This window comes from Mucilaginibacter pankratovii, assembly GCF_014773265.1.
GTDB classification, from domain to species: domain Bacteria; phylum Bacteroidota; class Bacteroidia; order Sphingobacteriales; family Sphingobacteriaceae; genus Mucilaginibacter; species Mucilaginibacter pankratovii.
In genome coordinates this window covers 275,830-292,662 of record NZ_JACWMY010000010.1, presented here as the reverse complement: position 1 = coordinate 292,662, position 16,833 = coordinate 275,830, and the positions used below count along the sequence as shown (strand labels likewise).

The window sequence follows — 16,833 nt, the reverse complement described above, 5'->3', positions numbered from 1 at the left end:
TGGGAAAGGCCTCATCAAGGTATTAATGGTAAAAAACCTATTGAAATGTGCACCCTAAACAACAAAAATTAAAACCGCTAATCTGTCATCGAATTACTAAACCCTTACAGCAATGACATGGTGTTTTTTTGTTTGGTTACACCGGCAACTCCACATAAAACACCGTGCCTTGGTCGGGCGCACTGTCAAACCAAATGCTACAGCCGTGCGCCTCAATTATTTTTTTGGAGATAGATAAGCCCAGGCCAAAGGGCTGCTCGCCCTGGGTGCCGGTTTTTTTGGCGGAGGTAAACATATCAAAAACACTATCCTTATCTTTATCGGGGATGCCTATGCCGTTATCGGCCACGGAGATAAGGACGGTGTTTTTATGGCGTTTAACGGCCCGGTTTAAAGTGCATTTCGATAAGTATACCCGTATTATTTATTTGTTAAAACAAGCAGATTATATCAGTTGGTAATTTTTTTCCTTTTTTATTAACGAAATTGCTGATAGCGATCTGATTAGAAGAAGCATTTTAATTTTACTTTGTAAAAACACAATAACGCGGCTTATTCAGCGTATTTATAGCATTCTGGAATACATTAACTTTAACGCAACATCACTATGGATTACAAAATTAAACTGGCAGACGGGAAGGCACATTTAGTAGAGATAACCAGCGCATATTTTAAATCGTGGCATGTATGGAACGTGAAATTTAAAGACGGAAAAGTAGCCATGCTGTACAAAGTAGGGAGCGAGTGGATGCAACGTAATGAAGACTTTTTGGAGGCGCACCTATTAACCGCTATCGGCAGTACTATTGATAAGATCATTTACCGGCGCACTATAGCGTTTTAAATAACAAGGCCTGTGATAACACACGGGCCTTGTTATTATATTATTCCGTAAATATTTTTGTTGAGGAATGCGTTTCTGAACTTGCCTTTCGGATCGTATAGCGCTACCGTCTTTTTAAACTCTGATAACTTTTCGTATCGCGAAGCAAGGAAGTTTGGCGCTATGGTAAATATTTTGCCCCAATGTGGCCTCGCATTGTAAGGTGCCAACTCTCTTTCGATGATGGGCAATAGCTTTAGTACGGCTTCCGTTTCGGGTTTCCAGGTAAAGTGTATAGTTATGGATGTTTGGTTATGGCAAGGGCTCATCCATAAATTGTCGGCTGCTATGGTGCGGATCTCGGTAATAAACAAATGCGGACCTATCTGTTTTCCTAATCGTGCAATTGCTGTAATGGCCTCAACAGCATGCTTAAAGGGGATAAAATACTCTGATTGCAATTCTTTGCCGGTACTGGGCGTAAAGCCCATTTTAAAATGCGGCAGTCGCTCGTACCAAACGCCCGGCACGCCCATCTGGTCGGTACACTTTTCTGCCGATTGTGCAATTACGGGGTGCCGGTTTTTAGTAGCTGCTTTGGCACCGTAAAACTCAGCTTCGGTATGGTCTTTTTCATCCATGCGGCTTTTTATCCAAACCTCGCTTACTATATCGTTCTGCCAATCGGTAAATAAACTCACGCTGTAACCGGCCGATACAATTTTCTCAAAGTTGTGCTTTACCTGTGCGAGGGGCATGTTTGTAAACACGCGTTGGCGCACCATAAAGGTGGGGACTATATCCAGCGTAACCTTGGTAATAACACCTATAGCGCCGAGCCCAACCACTACCGAATTAAGCTGTTCCTGATTGGTGTGTTTTGAAAAGTGCACCACCGAACCATCCGCAATTACCACCTCCAGCCCGCTTACCGAACTGGCCAGGTTGCCATTTTTAACACCCGAGCCATGTGTAGCGGTAGTGATGGATCCACCAACCGAAATATGCGGCAACGAAGCAAGGTTATGCAGCGCAAATCCCTGCTGGTGCAGGTAGGGGGCAAGTTCACCATATTTGATGCCCGCCTCAACAGTTACTGTCTTAGCTTTTTGGTCGATAGACACTACTTTATTTAGGTCGCGGGTAGAGAGGAGGTCGTCCTTACTATCAGCAATGGTGTTAAAGCAGTGTCGGGTCCCCAGGGTTTTTAGCTTGGGATGCTTTTTCACGATCGCCTGTACTTCGGCTACCGATTTTGGATATTGCACATTACCTGTGCTGTAAGTAACATTCCCGGCCCAGTTATGCAAGCCGGGGCCCTGCCCCCAGGAAGTTAAAGGTGAAAGTACGGAAGTTGCTGCCATGGTGGTACCCAATTGGATAAAGGTTTTTCTTTTCATAAAAGCATCAGGTAATTGGTTGATGCAATATAGCGGTAAAGTTTATTAAAAAAGAAGAACCTAACCGCTTGTTACTTAAACCCAAATATCAGCGGGAATATAAAGGTCACAATAATTGCCCAAATAAAATAAACAGACAGGTAGGCGGCTATAACCTTACCTACGCCCGATACCTCGCCTTTTTTTGAAACTACTTTATAGAGCTGCGCGGTAACCAATAGAAGGTTTATTAAGAACAGGATGTTTCCGCCCAGTACCGCAGCCCTGTTTGGCGTGAAGCCCCCTTCGGTTATTCTTAACAAAATGGCAGAGAGTGCAACACCATTAATAATTATGTTAACAACCGATAAAATAAATAACACCCATGTTGGAAGCTGCTTACTTTGATTTTTGATGTTTCGGCAACAGAAAAGAAGATAAGCGCCATTGCGCCTACCAACAGGGCGTTAAATATGAGTAAGAACTCGCTGGGGGGGATAATCTGAATAGGTACAGTCAGCGCTTTTTATATTGAATTTCCCAAACGTTTCGTGCCATTGGGGAAATCGCAAATCCGTCTGCTATATTATCTTTAAAACACGCCCAGTAATATATTGTATACTTGTGAATATCAAAATCTGCTTTTAAAAATTCAGAAATTTGATAGCTGCATTGCGCAAAAGGCTCGCCTTGTGTTTCGTCTAAAGCGAAAAGCATGCCGTGCATTAATAGAAATTTTTCGTCCTCATCAACTAACTTGGGGTACTCCTGAATGCAAAAGGCCAAATCTATTTCGTCCGAAACTTCCAGTGGCCAATCCTGCATTCCTTCTTCGAAAGGCCACTTAAACTTATCGATTATCGATTGTGTTGCCGCTCTGGTGGCAAATCTCAATTCAGGTTCCTGGTTATTCATTTTTTAACTCTGCAGTGTTACTCAAATCTTTTTATACGGTAGATCTTCACCGGCTTCAGCAAATACTGCCCCGTGTCTTTTTGTGCCTGGATCTTTTTCACCACGTCCATGCCCCGGGTCACCCTGCCAAAAGCCGCGAAGCCTTGCCCATCGGGATTGCGGGCGCCGCCGTAATCTAAAGCCGGCTGGTTGCCAATACAGATAAAAAATTCGCTTGTGGCAGAATTTGGGCCGCTGCGAGCCATAGAAAGCATGCCGTTTTTGTGAAGCAGACCCGTTTGCTTAGTGGTTTCTATTTTTATACTGTCCAGCATCATGCTGTCGGGAACGTTACCGCCCTGTATTACTTGTATTTTTACTTTCCGTCCGGCTTCGTTAGCCGGCGTACATACCCTGAAGAAGCTGCTGCCCTGATAGGCGTTCTTGTCGGCATAGCGCATAAAATTGGCTACCGTTACGGGTGCCTTATCGGCGTAAAGCTCGATGGCGATATCGCCCAGCGAAGTTTTAATGAGACAATGAATGGGGGATTGGGCAAAGGTTACTGAAACTACTGCCATAAGGAAACAGAAGGCGAGAACTTTTTTCATGCAGGTGTTGAGGGGAAATATCACGGAAGATAATGATTTTTTAGGCAACCAAACACGAAAGATTTGTAGCGTACAAGGCAAGCAAAATATATAGTGACGGATTATTGGGCGTTATGCTTATCGTTCAAATAAAGGTTGATTTTTTTTGAAGACAACAGGTATACAACAAAAAACACGTTATAAACCGCTATTAAAAATAACAGCCATGAAAACCAATGGTCGAACGTATATTTTCGAAAATCTTTAATGAACTCTAAAGAGGAATATACGAATGTAAAAAGCAATATCCACTTAGCCACCCTGCTTTTCTCGATAGTGAATACCATAAGGCAGGCACTAAAAAGCAAACGGAACACCTGTGGCACCAGCCTATCGTTGCCAATGTTGTAGTTATACACCACTACAATAAAAACACTCAAACTTATCGCAATTGCGCAAAGTGTTATTAAGGAGTTCTTTCCTTGTTTAATCTCTTCCAAACGTTTGATATTTTGGGTTCAATTTATCAATTCTTAAGGAAATAACATTTAGTATTCTTTCAGCCTAAAAAAAATGCCTCCCCGAAACGGGAAGGCATCTGGAGCGAAAGACGAGATTCGAACTCGCGACCCCGACCTTGGCAAGGTCGTGCTCTACCAACTGAGCTACTTTCGCGTTGGTCTTCATAAATCAAAAAACCGATACGGGCATGCATCGGTTTTTTGTACTCAGAGCGGGAATCGAACCCGCACTCCGTTTACGGGAACAGGATTTTAAGTCCTGCGTGTCTACCAGTTCCACCATCTGAGCGAATGATCTTCTGAATCTAAGTTAGTTATAAAACCAACAAATATTAGTAAGAACCTTCAAAAATAAATCCCTTCTTTTTAACGGAAGGGATTGAGCGAAAGACGAGATTCGAACTCGCGACCCCGACCTTGGCAAGGTCGTGCTCTACCAACTGAGCTACTTTCGCATTGGTATTTCCTTTTAAACTTTGGCTTCGGTGTACCCCTTTGCCTATCTCGTTTGCGGGAGTGCAAATATAGACAGAATTGAAGGTTCTGCAAGGAAAAAATGAACTTTTTTTTAAGTTTTTTATAACTCGCTGTTTTTCAAAACCTCCGAGCTTAGCTCCGGTTCAAAACCGCGGCTTAAAGCGTACTGCTGCAGTTTATAGTTGCGTTTAGCTGTATTCTTTTCGGTTACGGTGTTTGCTTTTTTCTCTATTAGTCGGGTTAGCGCGGCCATATAGTCGCTAAGATCGATGGTTTGCAGCGCCTTTTTTATCAGCACCGGCGATACATTTTTTTGTTTAAGCCCCTGTTTTATCTTAATGCGGCCCCAGCTTTTCTGGTTAAATTTGCCGCGTACATAAGCATTGGCAAAGCGCTCCTCGTTTAAATAATTTCCCTCAATTAATTGGATGATAATGTTTTCTATGGCAGCCGTATACAAGCCCCATTCGTACAGTTTATCGCGCACCTCCTGCTGCGAGCGCTCCTGGTAGGCGCAATAGTGCTCGGCTTTTTTAAGCCCCACGGCCTGGTCGGTAATTTTTACTTTTTTAGGGCTGTCCATCAAAACCAAAATTCGTTAAAATTCTTGTATTCGTAGAAATATAAGCAAATTCGTAACATGCAAAACACTTATTTGGTAAGCGAAGTAAAAGGCATCATAAATGCCGGCGGAGATGTGGTGACCGATAGCCCCGTTAGTGTTTTGCTCACCGATAGCCGACGCATCACCAATCCCCCGGCCTCGCTGTTTTTTGCATTGAGCGACAGGCGCAACGGGCACGAGTTTATTGCCGACGCCTATACAGCCGGCGTTCGCAGCTTTGTAGTAAAGCAGCGGCCGGAAGTAACCATGGCCGATGCCAATTTCCTGGTAGTGGCCGATGTGCTGACTGCGCTGCAGGCGCTCGCCACACATCACCGCAACCAGTTTAGCCTGCAGGTGATAGGCATTACGGGCAGCAACGGCAAAACTATTGTTAAGGAGTGGCTGTATCAATTGTTCTGCCCCGAGAAAAATATCGTGCGCAACCCCAAAAGCTATAACTCGCAGATAGGGGTCCCACTTTCGGTATGGCAGATAAACGCTGGGCACAACCTCGGTATTTTTGAAGCGGGAATCTCTACCTCCGGCGAAATGGAGAAGCTGGAGGCGATGATCAGCCCCTCAATTGGCATCCTTACACATATGGGCACTGCGCACGATGAAGGCTTTGAATCGCCGGAGGCCAAACTGAAAGAAAAATTAAAGCTGTTTAAAAATTGCAAACAGCTGGTATATAATTACGAGGTGTTGCTAAACTATAAAGATGCGCTAAGCGATATCGAATGCTTTACCTGGAGCCGGAAGTTTAAGCTTGCCAACCTGTATGTTTTCAGCGAAACCGCCATATCTGATAAATATTACCTGCGGGCCATCTACAAAGAAAAAGAGGTAGAATGCCTTATCCCCTTTAGAGATGATGCATCGATAGAGAATGCCATTGTTTGCTGGGCAACCATGCTGGCTATGGGGTACAGCCCTGCCGATGCCGATGACAGGATAGAGCGCCTGAGCGCCGTAAGTATGCGCCTGGAGCTGAAGCACGGCGTAAACGATTGCTCTATTATAGATGATTCGTACAATTCCGATATCCAGTCGCTGGAGATAGCGCTCAACTTTTTGGGGCAGCAGAACCAGCATTATAAAAAAACGGTGATACTGTCGGATATCTACCAATCGGGCTTGCAGCAGGATGCCCTGTACAAGCAGGTGGCGCAACTCATCAAAGACAAAAGAATAGAGCGCTTTATTGGTGTTGGTGCCGATTTGAACCAACATAAGGAATACTTTACCATCCCCGAAACTCATTTTTACCCCGATACGGCGGCGTTGCTACAAGATATTGGCAAACTGCACTTCCGCGAGGAAACCATTCTGATCAAAGGTTCGCGCAGTTTTGAATTTGAGCGGATAAGCCGTGTGCTGGGCCAAAAAGCGCACGAAACGGTGCTGGAGATAAACCTGAATACGCTGCTGAGCAACCTCAATTTTTATAAAGCTAAGCTAAACCCGGGGGTTAAGGTAATGGCCATGGTGAAGGCATTCTCGTACGGCAGCGGCACCTTCGAAGTGGCTAATATGCTGCAATATAATAAGGTAGATTACCTCGCGGTAGCTTATACCGACGAAGGTATCGCGCTTCGCGAAGGTGGCATCACCCTGCCCATTGTAGTATTAAACCCCGAGCCTTTGGCTTATGATAAGCTAACCATTTATAAGCTGGAGCCCGAGATCTACAGTTTTACCTTGCTGGATGAGTTTGTAAAATATGCGCAAGAGAACGAAATTACTAATTACCCCATCCACATAAAAATAGATACGGGTATGCACCGGCTGGGTTTTGAGGAGTACGAGGTAGAGACCCTTTGCGATCTGCTGGAGATCAATAAATATGTAAAGGTGAAATCGGTATTCTCGCACCTGGTGGCCAGCGATAACGAGCAGCATGACCTGTTCACACTAAAGCAAATAGGCATATTTCAGAAAGCCTACGCGCAGATAGAGGAAGCTGTAGGCTACACCGTGATAAAGCACATCAGTAATACATCGGGCATAAGCCGCTGGCCTACCGCGCAGTATGATATGGTGAGGCTGGGTATTGGCTTGTACGGTGTAGACGCGGCGGTGCCCGCAGATGATGCCGGCTTAAAACCCGTGGCCACGCTGAAAACCACCGTATCGCAGGTGAAAAAAGTGCTTGCTAATGATACCATTGGCTACAACCGCAACGGCAGCCTCAAAGATGATGGCGTAATAGCCACGGTACGCATAGGTTATGCCGATGGCTATTTACGCGCTTTTGGCAATGGCGTGGGCCGGATGCTGGTGAACGGCGTGCTGGTGCCAACCGTTGGCAATGTATCTATGGATATGTGTATGCTGGATATTACCGACGTACCCGGCGTACGCGAGGGGGATGAGGTGATCGTTTTTAACGAGCAGCAACGGATAGAACAGCTTGCTGCACAGATAGGTACCATTCCGTATGAAATATTAACAAATATTTCGCAACGGGTAAAAAGGGTGTACTTTTACGAATAGCGTATATTTGCCGCATGAAAAGGTTATTTGGTGCCCTGTTAAATTACTTTATAAAAGGCTTACTAATCGTAGTGCCGCTTGGCGCTGCATTCTTTTTGATATTCTGGGCGGTATCAACGTTGGATAACGCGCTTAACCTGAGTGCCCACCTATGGGTTGACAAAAACGGCAAACCTATTTACATCCCGGGTTTGGGAATCCTCAATGTGTTCGTCATCATTTTTATAGCCGGCATACTGGTTACAAATGTTATAACCGACCCGATAAAAAACTGGTTCAGGCGCTGGCTCAACCGCTTGCCCATATTCAAATTCCTGTACTCCTCTATAAAAGACCTTACCGAAGCATTTGTTGGCGATGAGAAGAAATTCAACGAACCCGTATTAGTAGAGGTGAACGAATTTGGACTAAAGAAAATAGGCTTTATGGTACGTAAGGACATGTCTTCGATAGGTCTGCCCGGAGAAGTAGCTGTATATTTTCCATGGTCGTACTCATTTGCAGGGCAGGTGGTTATCATATCCGCCGCTAAAGTAACGCCTATAGATAAGAGCGCTGCCGAAATAATGAAGTTTGTGATATCCGGTGGTGTTAGCGGGCTGGAATAGTGGCCTGTTGCGTTAATAGCTTAGGGTCTTTCTTTTTAAAACTCCTGATGGTTAATATAATGGCGATCCCCATCAGTATCGCTCCCAATAAAAACGGTGCTCCCGGGAAATAGATCTTCGATTCGTTTGTGGTAAAGTGGTGGAATATGGTGGTCATCATCAGCGGGCCAATAATAGTGGTAACGCTCACTAAACTGGTTAAAGCGCCCTGTAGCTCGCCTTGCTCTTTTGCCGATACGTGTTCGGAAATAAAACCCTGAAGCGCTGTGCCGCCAATGCCGCCCATACAATAGGGTATCATTACTACATACATCAGCCACGGCGTATTATTAAACGATATGAGGGCCAGCCCAATTCCATAAAGGGCGATACCCGCCAGGATGTTTTTCCTCAAGCCGAACTTCGGGATCGTCCACCTCACCAGCCCCCCCTGCACGCCAACAATAAGTAAGCCCAGGAAGATCCCCAATGCGCCAATGCTGCTTTCCGACCATTTGAATTTCTCCACCACGTAAAACGGCAAAACACCTTCTACCGCTTTTTGGCCAATGTATACAATGGTATAAGCCGTGATGAGTGTACTTACTGCCAGCGAATGGTGCCTTAAACCCAATAAAGAACCGATAGGGTTAGCACGTTTTATTTCGAACCTGCGGCGGTTTTTCAGATGGAGCGATTCGGGAAGTACAAAGTAACCGTAGATAGCATTAATAAAGGCCAGCCCGGCTGCAACAAAAAACGGCAGCCTGATGAATACACCGCCTAAAAAGCCACCGAGGCCAATTCCTAAAATAAAACCCAGCCCTGTAGCAGCGCCTATTAGCCCGAAATTGGCGGCCCGTTTATCGCCCGTGCTTACGTCTGAGATATACGCCGAAGCCGTAGTGGTACTGGCGCCCGCTACGCCGGCTATAAAACGCCCGATAAACAACCAAAATATGGTTGGCGCGAAGCCCATGAAAAGGTAATCGATACCAAAACCGAAGAGAGATATCAGTAATACCGGGCGGCGCCCGTAGCGGTCGCTCAGATTGCCCAGTATAGGGGCGCACACAAACTGCATAGTGGCATAGGTAAAGGTAAGCCAACCGCTGTACTGGCTGGCCATACTAACGCCAACATGGCCCAATTGCTCTAAAAGAGTAGGGAGTATAGGGATAATGATACCAAGGCCCATGGTATCGATCAGAACCGTAACAAAGATAAACCCCAATGCACCATGCCGTTTTTTCGGCTTCTCCTGTATATCTGCCATGTATATTGCTTAGAACAGATAAACTGCTGAAAGTTTCATTGATATTGATAATTAGTGTGCCGCAACCTCAATTGGCACAGCATTTTTACTTTCGCGCGCTCGTTTAAAGCTCAAAATGGCTAAAATAGTACTCAACAGCATTAATAGCGCACCCGCCAGAAATGCCGCGCCCGGGAAATGGACAGGTGCCGTTTTACCTGTAAAAAAAGAGAACAGGTTAGTCATCATAATTGGCCCGAAGATAGAGGTCACGCTCATTAAACTGGTAAGGCCGCCCTGTAATTCGCCCTGCTCGTTTGGCGGTATTTGCCCGCTGATAAGGCCCTGTAAGGCGGGCCCGGCTATACCACCAAGGCAGTATATCACCAAAATGGCAAACATCATCCAGCTTTGGCCCGCAAACGCAAACAAGAACAAGCCCAAAGTGTAGAGCAGCAAGCCGTAAATAATACTTTTCTTTTGCCCAAAATACGGGATGGTTGCCCTGATGAGCAAGCCCTGCACCAAACCTGACAGCACGCCAACCAAACCCAGCGACAAACCCACAATGGATTCTGTCCATTGAAAACGCTGCATGGTAAAGAAGGTCCAGGTGCTTTGCACGGCGTGCGCTGCAAGGTATATCAGTATAAGCGATGCGATAAGCCCGCTTACTGCAGGATATTTTTTTAATTGCATTAAAGAGCCCACGGGGTTTGCGCGGCGCCATTCAAATGGGCGGCGGTGCGCCTTATCTAACGATTCGGGAAGTACAAAGTAACCATAAGCGGCATTGATCAATGCCAATGCGCCCGCGGTAAGGAAGGGTAGTTTGGTGCTGTATTGACCCAATACACCACCCAATACCGGGCCAATTATAAAGCCAAGCCCAAAGGCCGCGCCGATAATACCAAAGTTTTGCGCACGTTTTTCGGGCGGACTAACGTCTGCTATATATGCCGAAGCAGTGGTGAAACTTGCGCCGGTTATACCCGCGATGATACGGCCCACAAATAACCACCAAATAGTAGGGGCGAATGCCAGGAAAGCATAATCGATAGCGAAACCAAGCAGAGAGCCCAATAATACAGGACGACGGCCGTATTTGTCGCTAAGGTTACCCAAAACCGGCGCAAACAGGAATTGCATTACCGAATAAGCAAACAATAGCCAGCCACTCCATTGCGCGGCAGCACTAAGGTCGCCGTGGATGAGGTTCTCTATCAATTTTGGAAATACCGGGATGATGATACCAAAGCCGGTGATATCAATAAGCAGCGTAACAAATATAAAGCCTAAGGCTGCAGGTTTTTTGGTTTGGGCAGAAGCGTCCATACCGTAAAGATGTGATTAAAATTTAAAACATCCTTAAAAAGGTATAAAAAAAGCGATGGGGAGTAAACCGCATCGCTTTTAATTCTGTGTGTGTGTTTCCGCTTAAAAATTCGGTTTAAGTACATATTTATCATAAAAACGGAAGATGTGCTCGGCCGCTTCTTCGGCAGTATCAACCACACGGTAAAGGTTCAGGTCGTCTTTGCTGATGTTGTGCTCTTCATCCAGCATGCGTTCTTCAACCCATTTAAACAGGCCGCCCCAGTAATCCTTACCCACAAAAACAATGGGGAAACGGGCTATCTTACCGGTTTGTATGAGGGTTATCGCCTCAAAAGATTCGTCCATAGTACCAAAGCCGCCGGGCAGGATGATGAAGCCCTGCGAGTACTTCATAAACATTACCTTGCGGATAAAGAAGTAATCAAACTCCAGAATCTTATCCCTATCGATATAACGGTTATGGAACTGCTCAAAAGGCAACTCGATGTTTAACCCTACCGATTTACCGCCGGCTTCGTAAGCGCCTTTGTTGGCCGCCTCCATAATACCCGGGCCACCGCCGGAGATGACGCCGTAACCGCGCTCGGTTAACAGGCGGGCGGTATCTTCTGCCAGTTTGTAAAATTTGTTATCGTTTTTGGTACGTGCCGAACCGAAGATGGATACGCAGGGGCCTATTTTTGCCAGCTTCTCAAATCCGTCTACAAACTCGGCCATTATCTTAAATATCTGCCAGGAATCGGTAACCTTTATCTCCTGCCAGTTCTTGTTCTCAAACGCTTGTCTTATTTTATCCTCACTTGTCATAACTGTATTTTAATACGAAGGGAAACATTTATTAATATCCAAAAGCTACCCTCCAAAATTTTTGGAAAGTTCGAAAGTTAGTAAATGCTTTTGATAGTACAATAGTTGGGCGGTTAAGTTTTAGGCTTTTGCTGTGCTCACCTCAACGCGGTGTGCTTTTTTGCTCGATGTTACCCATAATCCAAAGAAAGTTATCAGCCCGTTTACAATGATGAGCTCGTTATCAAAAACGTAGCCGCCCAACAGGCGCTTGCTTTCGGTGCTCAGGAAGAAACATATCGCCGGGGAGATCAGGCAAATAAAAGGTACCAGTTTATCTTTCACCTGCCTGCCGCTCACAAATAAGCCAAAGGAATATAAGCCCAACAGCGGCCCGTAAGTGTACGATGCAACTTTAAAAATGGCTCCAACAACGGCATCATTATTAATAGCATTGAAAATAATGATAGTTAAAAACATCAGCCCCGAAAAGGCTATATGCACGATGTGTCTGGTGCTTACATTTTTTTTGCTGTTTACATCATCTTTTTTATTGAAGCCTAAAAAGTCCACACAAAAGGAGGTGGTGAGCGCCGTTAATGCCGAATCGGTTGTGGCGAAGGTTGCCGCCGTTAAACCCAGCATAAATACCATGGCGGGTACAATGCCCAGGTATTTTAAGGCGATGGTAGGGTAGAGGTAGTCGGTTTTTTCTACGCTAATGCCATATTTATTGGCGTAGATATAAAGCAGTGCACCTACGCTGAGGAAGAAAATGTTAATCACCACGAACACTGCTGTAAAGCTGAACATGTTCTTTTGCGCTTCCTTGATGTTTTTAAGGCTGAGGTTTTTCTGCATCAGATCCTGGTCTAAACCGGTCATGCCGATGGTGATAAACATGCCACCAAGAAACTCTTTGGTGATATGGAACTTGCTGCTCAGGAAATCGTTAAAGAAGAAGATCTTAGAATAGCTGCTTTCTTTAACAGCTTCAATGGCCTGCAAAATATTATAATCGAGGCTACGGCAGATGAAATAAATCGACAGGAAAACAGACGTAACCAGGAAGAACGTTTGCAGGCTATCAGTAATAATGATTGTTTTTAGGCCGCCCTTGTAGGTGTAGCTCCAGATCAGCAGCAGCGAGATCAGCACTGTAACCGCGAAGGGGACCCCATAGCTATCGAAAATGAATTTCTGCAGCACAATAACCACCAGGTACAGCCGGAACGACGACCCGATGGTGCGGCTGATAAGGAAAATACCAGCTGCGGTTTTGTAGCTCCAGGTGCCCAGCGCCTGCTCTATATAGCTGTAGATAGAAGTTAGCTTTAAGCGGTAGTATAAAGGCAGCAGTACCGTAGCGATGATGATAAAACCGGCGGCGTTCCCCAATACAAACTGGAAGTAGGCAAACTGATCGCCGCTTGGGGCACCAACTTTACCGGGAACGGAGATAAACGTAACCCCGCTCAATGCTGTGCCTATCATCCCGAAGGCCACCAAATACCATTTGGAGTTGCGGTTAGCCACAAAAAAGGTATCGTTATTGGCCGAGTTTTTTGAGGTGAGGTGCGATATCACCAGCAACACCAAAAAGTAACCTATTATAAATGTGAGCAATATTCCGGGGGCCATGGCTTTTTCTGTTTTTTCGAATGTAGGTGTTTAAGGCCTATCAAGCAAATTATTGATCTTTTGCCTGTAAGTGTTCCACTTTGAATGTGGAACACCTGTTTTTTTCATTTAATTGATAATCAGTATTTTGCATGTTTTTAGTAAAACAATTTGGAACACCCCTGTTGTTTAAATAATCGCTATAATCATCTGAATATAAAATCATTAACAAAAATAAGCTATATCGGCCATAGCACGCTGAAACACCTTTAGTGGAACACCCATAAAAGTTTTTCAATAAACAGCCCGAAAGAAATTATTTAACGATATTTTTGTAGTGTACTTTGCATGCGAACAATATGGCTGATATAATTACCCCGATGAACCGGTTGAACAAACTTTTCGAAACCAAAAAGGATAACCTGCTGTCTATCTACTATACTGCCGGTTACCCGGAGCTGAACACCACGGTTGATATTGCCGAGGCCCTTGAAAAAGCCGGTGCCGATTTCCTGGAGATAGGGTTCCCATATTCCGATCCGGTTGCAGATGGGCCCACCATTCAGCATAGTTCTGAAAGCTCGCTGTTAAACGGAATGACCTTAACCGTATTATTTGAGCAGCTGAAAGATCTGCGCCAGCGGGTAAGCATCCCTATTTTATTGATGGGTTATGTAAACCCCATTGTACAGTACGGCGTGGAGCGTTTTTGCAAGGACGCCGCGGCTGTTGGTGTCGACGGCATCATCGTGCCCGACCTGCCCATGTACGAGTACGAAATGCTGTACAGCAACCATTTTGAAGATAATAACCTCAGTAATATATTCCTCGTAACCCCGCAAACCTCAGAAGAGCGTATCCGCAAGATAGATGAGCTGAGCAATAGCTTTATTTACCTGCTTTCATCCTCATCCATTACCGGTGGTAATTTACAGCTTACCGATAGTATAGAAGGCTATTACAATCGCGTAAAAGCCATGAACCTGGAAAACCCTGCCATTATCGGTTTCGGTATTTCAGATCATGCTTCGTTCAGTAAAGCCTGCCAATACGCCAATGGCGCTATTGTAGGCAGCGCTTTTGTGAAATTGTTGGGTACGGAGAATTATATGGAGAAGATCCCGGGATTTATTGCGGGGATAAAGGGATAACTCTCTTTCGCGTTATATAATTGCACGCTGCGCATTGTAGCCGTCATGTTGAACCTGTTTCAACACCCCATCATAAAAGTAGCCACAATGCTTAATCGCTGCGCATGATCATGGGCCCGTCCCGTGAGGTGTCGAAATAAATTCGGCATGACGTGGAAGTTTATTTATCCTTACAAATACTCTTCCAGCTCACCTTTACCTTCACGGATAATTTCAAACTCGCCATTGGTGCAGTCTACTACGGTAGAAGGGACGTTATCGCCGTAGCCGCCGTCAATCACCATATCTACCAGGTCCTGGTATTTTTCGTAGATCAGTTCGGGGTCGGTACTGTATTCGATGATCTCATCCTCATCATGTATCGAGGTGGATAGGATAGGGTTACCCAATATCTTTACAATTTCGCGGGCTATGTTATTATCAGGGACACGGATACCCACTGTTTTCTTATTAGAACTCAGCATCTTGGGCACCGCGTGGCTGGCATTGAAAATAAAAGTGAACGGCCCTGGCAATGCTTTCTTCAGCACCCTGAAAGTGGTGTTGTCAATGGGTTTTATATAGTCGGAAATATGGCTCAGATCGTAGCAGATGAAGGAGAAATTTGCCTTCTCGGGCTTAATGCCGCGGATCTTGCAAATAGCTTCGATAGCCTTATGGTTAGTGATATCGCAGCCAAGCCCGTAAACGGTATCGGTAGGGTAAATGATGAGCCCGCCCTTGCGCAGCACTTCGGCCACCTGCTCAATAGCTTTCTCGTTCGGGTTTTCGGGGTATATTTTTATCAGCATAATATTATTAGCTGCAATATTAGTAGTTTGAATATTGAAACTCCTGTGCCATTGTCAAATAGGCGTAATTAGTTATTAAACCATCTATTTCCTTTACTGTTTTAAACATTTCTCTCAAGGCTGCGGGCCTGCTCAGTGGGTCAAACTGATCGGCGTTGTTATTTATCTCGTCCGTTATCGCTTGCCGTAATGAGCGTATGTAGATGGCCTTTTGCGTTTGTGTGCTATACGATTTTGTAAAATAGTCATCTGTTTTACCTGTTTTTCTATCGAACGCTTTGTAAACAGCATACTCGGCATACCCAACAATTCGCATATCCTGGTGAGAAAAATTAAAGCCACCACTCAGCCTGCCGCAAACATGATTGATAGCTCTAAAGAGCTTTTGCAACGTATCGCGTTTGCCCTTAAATAATTGTTCGCCGTTGTATTTTTTTAAAAAGTAGAAGTACAATTCAAAATAAGCATCATGACATACCTCGCAACTGAAACTATCACCGTCACACGGTGGTAGTTTCCCTTGAAGTCCGCGCTTAGCGTAGGTTTGATCAGGAGGGAGTATTTGCGTAGTATCTCCTAATTCGGGGAATGAAAGCAATAAGCGTTTAAGCTCCCCAACAGACATGTAGAATTTGCGGCCATCCGTTTCGTTAATTAAAATGCTGGCGCGGTTAGCCGGATTTTTTGAGAGTTTGGCCGAGTCGCAACTGTTTTCGATACTTGTGGTGTCGCTGGATCTGGCAACTAACTCAGGAGTAATTACCCTGTCTTTTGTGGCAGAAGTTTTCGTCTGGTCTTTACATCCAAAAAGGATGCATATCAACAATAATAGCAATAAGGTTCGGTCGGCTGGCATAAGAGGCAATTTACTCAATTTGGCCCAAAGACTAAACAAAAAAACCACCCGATGTGGGTGGCTTTTTTGTTTATTTTATATTTGAATCCGAAATCTCAATTCCGAAATCCCAAATCAATTACGCTTGTTTTGCAAACTGAACGTTGATGATCAGTTTAATGTCTGAACCTAACACAACCGAACCTGCTTCGGTTACGCCGTCCCAAACCAAACCAAAATCTTTACGGTTAATTTTACCGGTTACTTCAAAACCAGCTTTAGTGTTACCGTAAAAATCGCCTGCTACACCGCCGTGCTCTACATCAAGGGTCACCGGTTTGGTTACGTCTTTAATAGTAAGGTCGCCGGTTAATTTATAGTCGTCGCCATCTTTGGTAAACGAGGTTGATTTGAAGCTGATCTTTGGATATGTTTCTGCATCAAAAAACTCTGCCGATTTTAAGTGACCATCGCGCATTTCCTGGTTGGTGTCGATGCTGTTCACATCTAATGAAAAGCTTACGTCAGCGCCTTCGAAATCGTCGCTTTCGGTTGTTAATTCGCCTTCAAATGTTTTGAAAGAACCTGTTACGGTTGATATTACCAAGTGTTTTACTTTAAATTGTACTTCTGAGTGCATTGGGTCTAAAACCCATTTTGTTGCTGTTGCCATGATGTTTTTA

General features: G+C 44.9%; 18 protein-coding genes and 3 tRNA genes. 4 read left to right on the top strand and 17 right to left on the bottom strand.

Annotation, left to right across the window (positions count from 1 at the left end; translation table 11 throughout):
* Window positions 1–136 precede the first annotated feature (136 nt).
* Window positions 137–421 (bottom strand): sensor histidine kinase, encoded by a 285-nt coding sequence (locus tag IDJ77_RS19775; RefSeq protein WP_317174362.1) that lies wholly within the window; start codon window positions 419–421, stop codon window positions 137–139.
* 186 nt (window positions 422–607) lie between these two features.
* Here IDJ77_RS19775 and IDJ77_RS19770 point away from each other — a divergent pair, with 186 nt between their 5' ends.
* Window positions 608–844, top strand: a complete 237-nt coding sequence (locus tag IDJ77_RS19770) for a hypothetical protein (RefSeq protein WP_191190712.1) — start codon at window positions 608–610, stop codon at window positions 842–844.
* Between the two features lie 35 nt (window positions 845–879).
* Here IDJ77_RS19770 and IDJ77_RS19765 read toward each other — a convergent pair whose 3' ends face one another.
* The 9 genes from IDJ77_RS19765 to IDJ77_RS19725 form a co-directional block, all read right to left on the bottom strand.
* Window positions 880–2,223, bottom strand: coding sequence for an FAD-binding protein (locus IDJ77_RS19765; RefSeq protein ID WP_191190711.1), 1,344 nt, complete (start codon window positions 2,221–2,223; stop codon window positions 880–882).
* A gap of 71 nt (window positions 2,224–2,294) precedes the next feature.
* Entirely contained in the window at window positions 2,295–2,525 is a 231-nt protein-coding gene (locus tag IDJ77_RS19760) for a hypothetical protein (RefSeq protein ID WP_191190710.1), read from the bottom strand.
* A gap of 193 nt (window positions 2,526–2,718) precedes the next feature.
* Window positions 2,719–3,117, bottom strand: coding sequence for a hypothetical protein (locus IDJ77_RS19755; RefSeq protein ID WP_191190709.1), 399 nt, complete (start codon window positions 3,115–3,117; stop codon window positions 2,719–2,721).
* 17 nt (window positions 3,118–3,134) lie between these two features.
* Entirely contained in the window at window positions 3,135–3,707 is a 573-nt protein-coding gene (locus IDJ77_RS19750) for a peptidylprolyl isomerase (RefSeq protein WP_191190708.1), read from the bottom strand.
* Between the two features lie 101 nt (window positions 3,708–3,808).
* Window positions 3,809–4,186 carry a hypothetical protein gene (locus tag IDJ77_RS19745; RefSeq protein WP_191190707.1) on the bottom strand — a complete coding sequence of 126 codons (378 nt, stop codon included), beginning with the start codon at window positions 4,184–4,186 and terminating at the stop codon, window positions 3,809–3,811.
* 99 nt (window positions 4,187–4,285) lie between these two features.
* Window positions 4,286–4,361: transfer RNA gene (locus tag IDJ77_RS19740), tRNA-Gly, on the bottom strand.
* Window positions 4,362–4,411: 50 nt separating this feature from the next.
* Window positions 4,412–4,496, bottom strand: a tRNA-Leu gene (locus IDJ77_RS19735).
* A 93-nt stretch (window positions 4,497–4,589) separates the two neighbouring features.
* A tRNA-Gly gene (locus IDJ77_RS19730) sits at window positions 4,590–4,662 on the bottom strand.
* A 122-nt stretch (window positions 4,663–4,784) separates the two neighbouring features.
* Window positions 4,785–5,267, bottom strand: a complete 483-nt coding sequence (locus IDJ77_RS19725; protein WP_191190706.1) for a regulatory protein RecX — start codon at window positions 5,265–5,267, stop codon at window positions 4,785–4,787.
* Between the two features lie 57 nt (window positions 5,268–5,324).
* On the opposite strand from IDJ77_RS19725, the gene IDJ77_RS19720 reads away from it, so the two are divergent.
* Window positions 5,325–7,787: a bifunctional UDP-N-acetylmuramoyl-tripeptide:D-alanyl-D-alanine ligase/alanine racemase gene (locus IDJ77_RS19720; RefSeq protein WP_191190705.1), complete on the top strand. Its 2,463-nt coding sequence runs from the start codon at window positions 5,325–5,327 to the stop codon at window positions 7,785–7,787.
* Between the two features lie 14 nt (window positions 7,788–7,801).
* Window positions 7,802–8,395, top strand: a complete 594-nt coding sequence (locus IDJ77_RS19715) for a DUF502 domain-containing protein (protein ID WP_191190704.1) — start codon at window positions 7,802–7,804, stop codon at window positions 8,393–8,395.
* On the opposite strand, the gene IDJ77_RS19710 is transcribed toward IDJ77_RS19715, so the two are convergent.
* From IDJ77_RS19710 to IDJ77_RS19695, 4 genes are all read right to left on the bottom strand, one after another.
* Complete coding sequence (locus IDJ77_RS19710; RefSeq protein WP_191190703.1) at window positions 8,379–9,650, bottom strand: TCR/Tet family MFS transporter; 1,272 nt, start codon at window positions 9,648–9,650, stop codon at window positions 8,379–8,381. The two genes, IDJ77_RS19715 and IDJ77_RS19710, sit on opposite strands and share 17 nt — an antisense overlap.
* A 51-nt stretch (window positions 9,651–9,701) precedes the next feature.
* A complete protein-coding gene (locus IDJ77_RS19705; RefSeq protein ID WP_191190702.1) occupies window positions 9,702–10,964 on the bottom strand; it encodes a TCR/Tet family MFS transporter in 1,263 nt (420 codons plus the stop codon).
* Between the two features lie 102 nt (window positions 10,965–11,066).
* Window positions 11,067–11,774 (bottom strand): LOG family protein, encoded by a 708-nt coding sequence (locus IDJ77_RS19700; RefSeq protein ID WP_191190701.1) that lies wholly within the window; start codon window positions 11,772–11,774, stop codon window positions 11,067–11,069.
* A 120-nt stretch (window positions 11,775–11,894) separates the two neighbouring features.
* Window positions 11,895–13,394, bottom strand: a complete 1,500-nt coding sequence (locus IDJ77_RS19695) for a sodium:solute symporter (protein ID WP_191190700.1) — start codon at window positions 13,392–13,394, stop codon at window positions 11,895–11,897.
* Between the two features lie 359 nt (window positions 13,395–13,753).
* Between IDJ77_RS19695 and trpA the strand changes: the two genes are divergently transcribed.
* The gene (gene trpA / locus IDJ77_RS19690; RefSeq protein ID WP_191190719.1) at window positions 13,754–14,524 is read left to right on the top strand and encodes a tryptophan synthase subunit alpha; all 771 of its coding nucleotides are present in this window, start codon (window positions 13,754–13,756) and stop codon (window positions 14,522–14,524) included.
* A gap of 170 nt (window positions 14,525–14,694) precedes the next feature.
* On the opposite strand, the gene IDJ77_RS19685 is transcribed toward trpA, so the two are convergent.
* The 3 genes from IDJ77_RS19685 to IDJ77_RS19675 form a co-directional block, all read right to left on the bottom strand.
* Window positions 14,695–15,315, bottom strand: a complete 621-nt coding sequence (locus tag IDJ77_RS19685) for an L-threonylcarbamoyladenylate synthase (RefSeq protein WP_191190699.1) — start codon at window positions 15,313–15,315, stop codon at window positions 14,695–14,697.
* Window positions 15,316–15,334: 19 nt separating this feature from the next.
* Window positions 15,335–16,171, bottom strand: coding sequence for a hypothetical protein (locus IDJ77_RS19680; RefSeq protein WP_191190698.1), 837 nt, complete (start codon window positions 16,169–16,171; stop codon window positions 15,335–15,337).
* Between the two features lie 118 nt (window positions 16,172–16,289).
* Entirely contained in the window at window positions 16,290–16,823 is a 534-nt protein-coding gene (locus IDJ77_RS19675) for a YceI family protein (RefSeq protein WP_191190697.1), read from the bottom strand.
* Window positions 16,824–16,833: the final 10 nt, after the last annotated feature.